The following is a 12572-nucleotide window of genomic DNA, read 5'->3' as shown; positions in this document are numbered from 1 at the left end:
GAACTCTTTATTTCTTGCGCAAAAAAATCGCAAAAGAAAGGCTTGCATGAAGATGGATATTACTTAGACGAACATAGCAAAGCAATATTCGGTCATTTATTAAAATTCATTCTAGATATAGTCAAATCAGGTAAGGAGGAGAAATTGTCTGCACTGTATATGGCCCTTTGAAGAAGTTCGCTAAAATGATGGAAGAAGGTGAGTTACTGTATTCGCTTGAGCTCGAAGAAGAACTTGCAGACAGCTTTTGGAATGCCATTAGATTGCAGCGACTTGCAAGGAGTGCAAGCAGCCTTAACAGGAACAACTGCAACCAATGCTGATTTGCAGAATATTTCACAGGATGACTTTGTACGTACAGCCGTGATTATGCTGGTCGGAATCATAATTGTGCTAATAGTCATTACGCGCTCTGTATCCAGTTCTCTGTTCATTATTGCTTCCTTGGTGCTAGTGTACTTACTTCTCTTGGAATCAGTGAAATCTTGAGCTGGATCGTTCCATTTTTCAGCTTCATTATGATTGCAGCCCTGGGCGTTGATTACAGCATATTCCTGATGATGCGGTATAACGAGCTTGAAGGGGATGTTGGATCACCTGCGCCGCGTTGATTCCTTCGGGCGTAATGACACTTATACAGGTAGCATTCGTATTAATCATTGCACTATTATTACTAAGTGTAGCGGCCATGCCGGTGTTCTTGACTACATTAAAGCAGCTTGCTAGCAAATTAAATGGTTCAAGCAACGGTGCTACATCAAAGGATGTAGTTGACAAATTGAGTCATATTTAGACGGCAGTGAAAATTAAAAATACATGCGTATTACGTATGCTGAGAACAACAGAAAGAATCTTCGGGGACCTTTGTGGTCCCTTGTTTCACCATATCAGAAAGTATATAATTATCGACTATACCTTACAACTTTATTACGCTATAATCAACGTAAAGTCACCAGATGACCTAAGAGTAGGATGATTTTAATAGATTAATTAATATTAGCTTTGATATGCCGAAACGTATTTTGTTATTGAAATAGGTTGTTTATATTGTTTATGATATTAATAAAGGTGTTAATTAAATCTAGAGTAGGTAGATTATGAGTCTAAATGACAACGTATTAATTAAAATTCGTGATATGCGAGAGAGTTTTACACCAGTTGAACGATTGGTCGGAGATTACATTTTAGAAAATACGGAAGAGATCCCTCATTTGTCGATTAAGGAATTGGCTCAATCGAGTAAGACAAGCGATGCATCTGTCCTTCGTTTCTGTAAGACGATGGGTTACAGCGGATACCGCAATTTTATTGTGAGTATATCGGCATCTTTGGGTTCTCGTGATGAGGATTCAAAGGCTCAATATACAGATATTCAGCCAGGTGATGATCTCTCGACAATTATATCAAATATTTCATTGAATAATTGCAAGTCCATTGAGGATACGCTTAGTGTTATTGATCGAAAAGAAATTACAAGAGCTGTAGAATTACTATGTCATAGTAAGCGAATTGTTTTCTTTGGAATAGGTGCTTCGGGACTCGTTTGTATGGACGGGGAACAGAAGTTCTCGCGAATTAATAAGATGTGTCATGCCTATACAGATGGTCATAGTCAGCTCACGGCAGCAACTTTACTTGAGAAAGATGATGTTGCCATTTTCATTTCTAACTCTGGAGCAACTAGTGATATTATTGATGCACTGGAAATTGCCCAAAAGAATAGAGCGAAATGTATTGCGATTACGAAGTACAATAAAAGTGAGCTTGCGGAGCGGGCGGATATTGTACTGAGCATATCCACACCTGAAATAACAATCCGCAGTGGGGCTATGGGCTCACGTATTGCGATGCTTACGATCATCGACATATTATTTGCTGGTGTCGCAAGTGCAGAATATGAAGAAGTAAAAACCTACTTAACAAAAACGCATAATATATTAAAGAAAAAACTTAGAAATTAGGTTCTGATAGAATGAATGTGAAGGAAAGCATTGATCATGGATCAATGCTTTCCTTTTTTTGTATTTCATTCGCTTATTCGTGTACTAAAATGTACTACATATCAATCCATGTTAGATTATCTACATGATGAATACGTTGATCTAATGAATATAATAAGTAGTTTAATTCAATAATTAATAGCTTGGCACACAATAATGAGGAAGAAAATGAATGGAATCGAAGACGAAACATCATCCGGTTGAACGCGGATGATGTAACTTTATGTTTCGTTTGGAGCGATAATCAGCAAATAATACATTTTTTTAAATCGCTTTAACCTTAGAGCCATAGCGATCAAAGCAATTGGTAAAAATTTAAATTGTATCTTGTAAGCGCTTTATAAATGTGGTATAACATAGTATGTAAGAAATGAAATAAAACATCAGAATTTAATTTCTTTATGAAATTATATTTCAAAATCTATTGACGAAGCGATGGTGTTGTATTAGTATAAGAGCATAATAATTGTAAGTTAATATAACACGTTTTGTTAACTAGGTGACAGATTGAGACTGGGAAGAAGGAGGATGGCTATGAATGACTACCTTGCGGGATTGACAACAGAGGCTGTGAATCCAGACACATTAATGATTGATGAATGTACTACGGAAGAAATGATCCAGTTAATGAATCAACAAGATGCACTGGTCCCCAGAGCTATAACTGAGGAGATTCCGCAGATTGCAAAGGCGGTAGATATTCTACATCATAGGTTGTCTAATGGTGGAAGAATGTTTTACATAGGAGCTGGCTCATCAGGAAGATTAGGTGTTCTGGATGCTTCCGAATGTCCTCCTACCTTTGGTACAGATCCTTCCTTGGTGCAGGGCTATATCGCTGGTGGTGATATTGCTTTGCGTACTGCGGTTGAAGGCTGTGAAGACGATATGGATGAAGGGATCGCATTAATCGAAAGCATTGGTGTAACAAACAAAGATGTACTAATTGGGATTTCGGCAAGCGGTAGTGCAAACTACGTTATTGCAGCTTTAGCGAAAGCAAAGGAACTTGGAGCAGCCACTATCGGTGTTTGTAACAACAGAGGCTCAAAGTTCGAACCCATTGTAGATGTTTGTATAACACCTGTTGTAGGACCTGAGGTCATTAGCGGTTCGACTCGATTAAAGGCAGGAACTGCTCAGAAGTTGGTGCTTAATATGCTGACAACATGCACAATGGTCAAGTTAGGAAAAACGTACAACAACTTGATGGTTGATCTGAAGGCTAGTAATTTTAAGCTCGTAGATCGCTCGATTCGTATCATCATGAACACGACTGGTGTAGATACATCAACCGCCGCAGAAACACTTGAAAAAGCATCTATGAACTGTAAGTTGGCAATTATGATGATTAAATCGGGGTTAGATGCAAAAGAAGCAGAACAAGTACTTAACGCAAACGGAGGACGCTTGAAACAGGCAATCGCATCATTGGTTTAGGTGTGAAAAGTGGAATAACAGGATGGATGCTATTAATAATTGAGGGGGCTGTTTTCGATGAAAAAAAGATCACGTGGATTAACTCTGTTTTTGTCAGGAATCATGATGGTATCACTCTTATCGGCTTGCGGAGGAAACGGAAATAACGCTACAACTTCTACAGATTCCGGTAATACAGGAACTAGTAACGGTGGTTCTGAGCCTAAAAAGGATACGATTACAGCACTTTTACCTCCGATATCAGCGAACTATCAAACACGTTTTGCTGATATGGAAAAAGAATTTAATACACTACATCCTAACTTGACTTTGAAAATCGAGCCAGCGAGCTGGGAAGATATGACGCAAAAACTTGATACTCAAGTAAATGCAGGTTCTCCTCCAGATATTGCTTTTATCGGTGCTTCAGGAATTTCGAAATATGCAGCACTTAATGTATTAATCGACCTTAACGGTGCCCTTTCTGATGAAGCCAAGGCCGATTATGACGAAGTTCCATTGAAATATTTCCAACTAGGTGACGCTCAATACGGCCTACCAGCATATATGGAAATCCACACTATCGGTGGTAACAAACAATTCCTTGAAGAAGCCGGAATTGATTGGAAAAGCATTCAACAAAACGGTTGGACTTATGAAGAGTTCCGTAATGCAATTTCTAAAGGCATAGTGAAAAATGATAAAGGTGAAACTACTCGTTATGGTTTCGTGTTCGCAACATCTGGTGTAGCATCTAAAGACTATCTAGCTATTCTTGCTAAAACTGCAGGTTTACCAGATTACTTCGATAAAGATCTTAAATATACGTATACAAGCAAAAACTTCTTGGGGCTACTTACATCTATTCGCGAAATGATCAACGATGGTTCTATGCCTAAAGAGCTAAGCTCTATCGATGCTGGCAAACGGTGGAACATGTTCCTAACGGGTCAAACGATGATCACAGGTAAAGGTTTATCTGCATTTGAAAACTCTGCTCGTCTAAACAATGAGAAGATTAAAGCGAACGATGGTTCAGCTGTTGCAGATTCTATTGAAGTTGATTATATTTCACTTCCAGTCCCAACATTCAACGGTGCTGATTATGTCCCTACTTCAATCGTTGATGGTTATATCGCACTTCGTGGTAAAAAAGCTCCATCTGAAGAGCACATCAAAAATATTGCCCTAGCAACGAATTTCTTGTCTTCTGGTTCAATTGCTGCTAACTACAGTAATGAGCTGTTCTTATCACCAATTACTGAATCTGCACGTAATGCAGAATTACTTGAAAAATTCCCTCGTAACGAAGATAACGTTGCTGCAGGTAAAGCTATGATGGCCAAAGCGCTTCCGGCTCGTACAGATATTCCTACTGATCTGGCTGCTGAAGCATTAAAAATTGAAACAGAAGTTATTATTCCTAAACTACAAGCCTTACTTGCAAATGAGATTGCTCCACAAGAAATGTATGATGCAGTTAAAGCAGCTGCAATTAAATCTTTCGGTAAAGATGGTATTGTAGTTGACTAGTCTGTCGTAGGCTGATATGTGAAAGCTGTGCGTAGCTAGAACGTACAGCTTTCCTTCTAAATTAGCTAGAGCTTGTACTGTTTTTAGAAGAGAGGTGCAACCCAATGAATCAAACGTTGACTAAAAGAAAAAAATTGAAGCTCGAAAGTGACTCAGGTTGGGGATACGCGTTTATCGCAGTAGCACTTATTGCGTTTTCTTTATTTACCGCATATCCAGTCATCAATGCTTTTATTATCAGCTTACAAAAATATGGTCCATTAGGATCCACTTTTGTCGGCATGGATAACTTCGTTAACTCGTTTTCAGATGAACTTTTCTGGAAAGCGCTGAAAAACACGTTAGTATATACGCTATTAACTGTTCCGTTTAATATTCTTCTGTCATTTTTAATTTCAATTTTGATTATTCCTTTCAAGAAAAAAACACAAACGATCTTTAAAGCACTATATTACTTGCCAGCCGTAGCATCTGGTGTAGCGCTTTCTGTTGTGTGGCTGTGGATCTTCGATCCTTTAAAATCAGGTATTGCCAATAAGCTCGTGAGTTTTTTAGGTATTGAAAATCAAAACTGGCTTGGTTCCAGTGCAACTGCAATGTTCTCACTTGTGTTAATGTCATGGTTATCAAGTCATGGTACAGCAATTATTATTTATATAGCCGCATTACTCGCTATTGATAACAGCTATTATGAAGCAGCTGAAATTGATGGCGCGTCTTTCCTGCAAAAGCTTTGGTTTATCGTTGTCCCTTTCCTTAAGCCAACAACGCTATTCCTACTTGTTACGGGTGTTATCGGTTCCTTCCAAGTATTCCAAAACGCTTATCTTATGACAGGCGGTGGACCAGACCATGCAACAACAATGGTAGGTTTGTTAATCTTTAACAATGCGTTCACATATTTTGAGTTTGGTGAGGCAGCGGCACAATCATTAGTTCTAGCAGCGATTATCGGATTTATCTCATTCCTTCAATTCAAGTTTATAGGTAAAGATGTAGAATACTAGGAAAAGGAGCAGAATACTATGGGTTTGTACAACAATAGCTTAAGAAGCAAAGGGTATCTGTTTATACGTAATGGTGCAAACATTACGTTCCTTATCCTATTCGCCGCAGCTACCATATTCCCGATATACTTTATGGTCATTTCCTCGTTCGGTGATCCGGTAGAAGCTGGTGCAATGAGCTATTCTATCCTACCAAAGAAGATTTCATTTGAATCTTATAAATTCTTTTTTAACTTTAGCCCACATACATGGGACTGGTTATTGAACTCTTTTATAGTGGCAGCGTGTATCACGGTATCTAACGTATTTTTTGCTACTCTTGCTGGATATGCTTTTGCAAAAATGAAATTTAAAGGGAAAAACATTTTGTTCGCTATTTTGCTGGGATCTATGATGATTCCTGTTCAAGTTACTCAGGTTCCACTATATATTTTGATCGTAAATATTTTTGAATTACAAAATACGTACACTGCGTTGATTATGCCGAGCATAGTAACGGTATACAATATCTTCTTGGTTAAGCAGTTCATGTCCTCCATTCCAGGTGAAATTATTGAATCTGCTAAAATCGAAGGTTGTTCCCAGCCTAAAATCTTCTGGTATATCATTATGCCTCTATCTAAAACAATTATGGCAGTACTAGCAATCCTAACGTTCATGGCGGCATGGAATGACTTTTTCTGGCCGTTCCTAGTAACGAATACGATGGATATGCAAACCATTCAGGTCGGCTTGAAAAACTTTCGCTTTGCGAATACAACTTACTTTGCACCGATGATGGCGGGGGCAACCATTTCAGCAGTTCCAATGTTTATTTTGTTCTTCAGTTTACAAAAATACTTCCTTGAAGGGGTAACAGTTGGAGCGGTGAAAGGTTAATGGACAAACAATCAAAAGTGGATGCAACATACTTTGTTGGCTTGATGTCAGGTACATCAGTAGATGGTATTGATGCAGCAGTAGTTAAGCTTTTCCCATCAGCCGAAAAAGAGCATGGAGTAGAGATTGAATTACTGGCTTTTGAAAACACTCCTTTTGAGGTGCAAGTTAGAAACTCCATATTTGAGCTTTTTGATCCCGCTAGCGCTACGATTGATAAGGTTGGCGCAATGAATATGTGGCTTGGCGAATTATACGCCCAAGCCACATTATCCGTTATAGGGAAATGCGGCCTTTCGCCTTCGCAAATATTCGCAGTAGGATCGCATGGTCAAACAATCTATCATGCTCCGGAAGAGAATGTTATGGGCGGCTATAATCTGCATTGTACCGTTCAGATTGGGGATGGTGCAGTTATCGCCAATCGCACAGGAATTCCTTGCGTATCAGACTTTCGAGTTGCTGACATGGCAATGGGTGGACAAGGAGCTCCGTTAGTACCATTTACCGAATACTTATTGTTTAACAATCCAAAGAAAACACTTCTGATGCAAAATATTGGCGGAATAGGCAATGTGACTGTTTTGCCTGTAAATGCCTCACCAGATGAGGTATTTGCTTTTGATACGGGTCCTGGAAATATGATTATCGATGGCCTTGTATCGCAATTATTTATACCAATGATAATGGATGTTAATGGCGAAATTGGTGCGGGCGGTCAAGTGATTGATGAGCTATTGAAATGGATGCAGCAGGATAAATATTATACGATGCCGTTACCAAAATCGACAGGCAGAGAACGGTTTGGCCAACAATACGTGGCACAAATTATTGAAATGATGAAGGTTAATCACTGGAAAGCAGAAGATGTTGTTGCAACAGCTACGTACTTAACTGCCTGGAGCATCGTCGATAGCTATGAACGGTATATTGCACCGCAGCACCAGGCTGAGCAATTGCTAATTGGCGGCGGTGGAAGCTATAACAAGACGCTTTTGCGTGATTTACAGCACTTATTTGCACCGCATAACGTGCAGGTGCTGACGCAGGAGGATATCGGTGGTAATAGTGATGCTAAGGAAGCAATTGCTTTTGCTCTGCTAGCGTATTACACGATGGAGCGCTTACCCAACAATATCCCGCTAGTAACTGGAGCTTCACAGCCAGTAGTAATGGGCAAAATTTCCTGGCCCTATATTGGACGTTCACAGGAGGCTTAAATGATGCAAATCAGATCCTTTTCAATTGAAGATCACTCTGCAGTTGTAGAGCTTTGGAATCGTGAGGCTACAAAATATGATTATAAGCCATTTACAGAGCGAGAGTTTCAAGATACATTCATCGACCATCCTTATTTTGACGCTGACTGTATATGGGTAGGCTGTGACGAAAAAGGGATTGTTGGTTTTGCAGCTGGCTGCTGCGGTGACGATCTCCCTCTTGGAGATGTGGCCGGTTATATTACGAGTGTTATTATAGATACCCATGTGGCTTCTCTGGAGCTTTACGATGCTTTTCTATTGCGTTTAGAAAAAAGATTCCAAGAACTTGGGAAAAGACAAGCGGATGTATTGTTTTTCAACCCTGTTAAGCTGAAGTGGAGTATACCAAGTGCGCCTCAGCATGAGCATAATAATGCCCCGGGCATCAGTAAGGATCAGCCATTATATGAAGCTTTAATGGCTAGAGGCTACGAAGATCGAGCGACGCAATGCGGCATGTATTTAAAACTCGGAAGCTTTATAGTTCCCGAAGATATTTTAGATAAGGAAACCAATGCAAATAGCAAGGACTATTACATTACGTCCTATGTCCCTGATTTACATACAGGGCTTGAAGCAACGCTTGCTGCCCTGCAAAATCCGCAGTGGAAGAAGGATATTGTTACTTACGTGAAGGTTGGCGCACCACTTGTAGTAGCTGTGTACGGCAACGAGGTTGTGGGCTTTGCAGGTCCAATTATTTCGCAGCCTGATGGAAGAGCATTTTTTTGCGGTATCGGAGTGCACCCAGAGCATGAGGGTCATGGCCTTGGCAGTGTATTATTTTTCCGAATGGTTGAAGCTTTTCAAAATGTGGGCTGTCAATATATCTCTCTATTCACTGGAAATAATAATCCGGCTCTTCGAATCTATCAAAAAGCGGGCTTTACTATTGAAAAACAATTTTCTATATTGCGGAGGGAACTTTAAAGATGAGCGAAAAATTCACAGTATTAGCAATTGGAGCGCATGTTGGTGATGTGGAGCTAGCTTCTGGTGGTGTACTCGCTAGTCATAGTTTAAAGGGAGATCGCATTGTGACATTAGCGTTAACTGCGGGTGAACGAGGGGTCCCGGCAGGACAGGATATGAAGGAATATCGTCAGCAAAAAGTGAAAGAGGCACAGGTTTTTGCGGATATGCTAGGTGGTGAAGCCATTGTATTCGATGATTATTGTGACGGAGAGTTGCCTGACAATCAAGAAATTCGTATGGAGGTTTGTGATGTAATTCGTCGCGTGAAGCCTAACATTATTATTACACACTGGAAAAACAGTATGCATAAGGACCATGCGCTAACGCATCATATCGTAAATGATGCCCGTTTCTTCGCAAGTCTATCATCCTTTGAACGAGCGCTCCCCGCGCACTTTGCAGCAAGATTATATTACTCCGAAAACTGGGAGGATGCGGTTGATTATGTCCCTTACGTATATGTGGATTTCGATCAAGCGGCATTTGATCTATGGATAGATGCTTTAAGCAAGCATTGGTTTGTGACGAATAGCAAATCTTTCAAATACATGGATTACTATAAAGCACTAGCAATTGTTCGCGGCTGTGAAGCAAGAAAGACATATGCAGAAGCATTTATGGTGCCAGCTGAAACGGTGAAGGTTAGGCAGTCTAGTCTTTGGTAACTATTCAACTAGCTAAGAGGGAGTGTTTCTATGTATTGCAGGAAACATTCCCTTGTTCTATCCATTTATGCGAAAAAGCAGCTAGGAGGCAGCTTCATATGGTGTTAAATGGGATTGATTCTATAACGAATTATCGTTATTTGTTCGAAGGTAAGCGCGTAGGATTGATTACAGCGCCGACAGGTCTTACGAAGGATTTTGCATCAACGATTACTATTTTACATGAAAATTTTAATCTTGCTGCGATGTTTTCACCTGAGCATGGCGTTCGCGGAGATTTGGATGCAGGGGCAGTAGTAGACACTTACATGGATCCTTTTACGAATGTTCCAGTCTATAGCTTGTACCGTAAAGACTCCAAGCGTTTAACAAAAGAAATGCTGAATGAAGTAGACATCATTGTATACGATATTCAAGATGTTGGTGTACGCTATTACACATTTATTTATACGATGCTGTATGCACTTGAAGATTGTGCAAATGCAGGTGTGGAATTTGTTGTTCTTGATCGTGTTAATCCGCTTAACGGGGTAACGGTAGAAGGGAATGTCTTGAAGCCTGGCTTCAAATCATTTGTTGGAAATTACGAGCTAGCCGTGCGATACGGCTTAACAGCAGGTGAGGTAGCAACGATGGCAAATGATCAAATGAATTGGAATGCATCGCTGCATGTCGTTCGTTTGGAAGGCTGGGAACGGAGCATGTCCTTCCCGGATACAGGATTAACTTGGGTTCATCCTTCACTTGGAATACCACGATATGAAACGGCGTTATTATATACAGGAACATGTTTATTTGAAGGCACAAACTGCTCCGAAGGACGTGGAACAACGTTCCCTTTTGAAATGATTGGTGCTCCGTTCATTCAAGCGCAGCAATTGGCAGATGAGATGAATGCAAAAGGTATCCCGGGTGTGCTTTTTCGTCCAGTTCATTTCAAGCCAACGTCATCTAAACATTGTGGCGAGCTATGCGGCGGGGTACAAATTTACATTACAGATCTCCAAGTGCTGAGGCCTTTAGAAGTTGGGGTAACCTTATTATTTACGATAAGAGATTTGTACGAGCAATTTTCATTCCTGCCTCCTGTGAAGGAGGGCTCTCGTCCATTTATCGATTTGCTGGGGGGAGACAACATGTATCGTACGGACAATATGCAAGCCAAGCAGCTGCTTGAACAGTTTGCAGCGGAAAGCAAGCAATTTGCAGAAATAACACAGCAGTATCATTTATATCGCTAGAGGAAGGTGAATAATTGATGAGAACAATAGAACATATGAGCTTGCGCGAAAAGATTGGACAAATGTTCGTAACAGGCTTCCCTTCAACCGAGATCACTCCTGAGCTGAAGGAAGTTATTGAGCATTATAAAGTCGGCAATATTATTTTATTCTCACATAATATCGACAATAAATATCAATTAGGCGAGCTTGTTACTGAGCTGCAGCAATGGTACACGACACATACTGGTATCCCGGGCTTTATTACGATCGACCAAGAAGGCGGTCGAGTCACTCGTATGCCTAAAGACGCGACCAATGTTGCTGGAGCCATGGCAATTGCTTCTTCAGGACGACCTGAAAATGCGTATGCAGCAGGCAGAATGACTGCCAGAGAATTGAAAGCATTAGGTATTAATTTTAATCTAGCTCCAGTTATGGACGTTAACAATAATGCATTGAATCCAGTCATAAATGTTCGTTCCTATGGTGATTCTGTTGCAACAGTATCCCAGTATGGAATTCAAATGATGAAGGGATTGCTCGATGGAGGCGTCATGTCCTCACTTAAGCATTTTCCAGGTCATGGTGATACAAATGTCGATTCACATATTGGCTTGCCTACCATTGAAAAAACACTTGAGGAAATAGAGCAGCTTGAGCTGCTGCCGTTTAAGGCCGCAATTGAGCAAGGCGCTCAAGCGATTATGAGTGCACATATTTTATTTCCGAAAATTGAAAAATCCGGTGTGCCCGGAACTATGTCTCATACCATTATTACAGAGATATTAAAAGGAAAATTAGGATATAAAGGGTTAGTTGTATCGGATTGTTTAGAAATGGACGCGATCAAACGATACTATGGTACGGCAAAAGGAGCGTTAGGAGCTGTTAAAGCAGGTATTGATTTGGTATTCATTAGTCATACTCCTGAGACAGTGAAGGAAGCGATTCATTTGATCGAAGAAGCTGTAGCCACCGGTGATTTGGATGAAGCGCTGATTGATGCAGCTGTTACAAAAATTATAGCTTATAAAGCACAATATGCGACGATTGAGGAGCTGGATTATGAACTAGTTGGCTGCGATGTACATCGCCGAGCAAATGAGCTAATGCGTACGGAAACGATCTGCCTCATGAAAGGAGAGCTCCAGCCCATTCATACCGGTGACGAGCAAGTGTTATTTATGGGTTCCTATTCATACCGCACCGATCTTGCGTCCAGCAGCTTGAATCAAGCTCTTAGCTTTCCGCAATATATGGGGGAGCATTTCAATACAGCTTATGAGATTATCGACATTGACCCGAGCGAGGAGCAAATCAACGCTGCGCTGCCAAAGGTACAAGGCTACAAGCATATTGTTATCGGCTTGTTCAATGCGCGTGAAAACAAAGGTCAGCTTGCGCTTGTTCAGAAGCTGCTGGCAGCAGGCTGCAAAGTAACGGCCATTACATTAGGTCGCCCGTATGATTTACCGTTAATCGAAGGCGAGTTCTGCGGAATTGCGGCATTTGAGTATACACTTGATGCATTCAAATCACTCCTTCCAATCCTAAATGGTGAGGTTGTACCCACCGCCAATATTACGATACAGATGTAGATAAAAGTACA

Annotated in this window: 10 protein-coding genes and 1 pseudogene; all 11 read left to right on the top strand. The window is 40.6% G+C overall.

The window, feature by feature from the left end:
• Window positions 1-267 precede the first annotated feature (267 nt).
• Window positions 268-793: pseudogene (locus NSQ55_RS18995) on the top strand (MMPL family transporter); the annotation flags it as partial.
• A 304-nt stretch (window positions 794-1097) separates the two neighbouring features.
• Window positions 1098-1961, top strand: a complete 864-nt coding sequence (locus tag NSQ55_RS18990; protein ID WP_042129113.1) for a MurR/RpiR family transcriptional regulator — start codon at window positions 1098-1100, stop codon at window positions 1959-1961.
• 573 nt (window positions 1962-2534) lie between these two features.
• The gene (gene murQ / locus NSQ55_RS18985) at window positions 2535-3440 is read left to right on the top strand and encodes an N-acetylmuramic acid 6-phosphate etherase (RefSeq protein ID WP_076182833.1); all 906 of its coding nucleotides are present in this window, start codon (window positions 2535-2537) and stop codon (window positions 3438-3440) included.
• Between the two features lie 57 nt (window positions 3441-3497).
• Window positions 3498-4952: an extracellular solute-binding protein gene (locus NSQ55_RS18980; protein WP_339168523.1), complete on the top strand. Its 1455-nt coding sequence runs from the start codon at window positions 3498-3500 to the stop codon at window positions 4950-4952.
• Between the two features lie 104 nt (window positions 4953-5056).
• Window positions 5057-5959 (top strand): sugar ABC transporter permease, encoded by a 903-nt coding sequence (locus NSQ55_RS18975; protein WP_060622964.1) that lies wholly within the window; start codon window positions 5057-5059, stop codon window positions 5957-5959.
• An 18-nt stretch (window positions 5960-5977) separates the two neighbouring features.
• Complete coding sequence (locus NSQ55_RS18970) at window positions 5978-6838, top strand: carbohydrate ABC transporter permease (protein ID WP_076127188.1); 861 nt, start codon at window positions 5978-5980, stop codon at window positions 6836-6838.
• Window positions 6838-8058, top strand: coding sequence for an anhydro-N-acetylmuramic acid kinase (locus NSQ55_RS18965; protein WP_339168519.1), 1221 nt, complete (start codon window positions 6838-6840; stop codon window positions 8056-8058). The genes NSQ55_RS18970 and NSQ55_RS18965 overlap by 1 nt, the downstream gene beginning before the upstream one ends.
• A complete protein-coding gene (locus NSQ55_RS18960; protein WP_312148213.1) occupies window positions 8059-9030 on the top strand; it encodes a GNAT family N-acetyltransferase in 972 nt (323 codons plus the stop codon). It abuts the gene before it with no gap.
• Window positions 9031-9032: 2 nt separating this feature from the next.
• Entirely contained in the window at window positions 9033-9740 is a 708-nt protein-coding gene (locus NSQ55_RS18955; RefSeq protein ID WP_339168516.1) for a PIG-L family deacetylase, read from the top strand.
• A gap of 98 nt (window positions 9741-9838) precedes the next feature.
• The gene (locus tag NSQ55_RS18950; protein ID WP_076182821.1) at window positions 9839-10981 is read left to right on the top strand and encodes a DUF1343 domain-containing protein; all 1143 of its coding nucleotides are present in this window, start codon (window positions 9839-9841) and stop codon (window positions 10979-10981) included.
• Between the two features lie 17 nt (window positions 10982-10998).
• Complete coding sequence (locus NSQ55_RS18945) at window positions 10999-12561, top strand: glycoside hydrolase family 3 protein (RefSeq protein ID WP_036688710.1); 1563 nt, start codon at window positions 10999-11001, stop codon at window positions 12559-12561.
• Window positions 12562-12572: the final 11 nt, after the last annotated feature.

It is taken from the genome of Paenibacillus sp. FSL H7-0943 (assembly GCF_037963265.1).
Lineage (GTDB): Bacteria > Bacillota > Bacilli > Paenibacillales > Paenibacillaceae > Paenibacillus_AQ > Paenibacillus_AQ odorifer.
The sequence above is the reverse complement of the archived record's forward strand: the minus strand, read 5'-3'. Positions and strand labels throughout refer to the sequence as shown.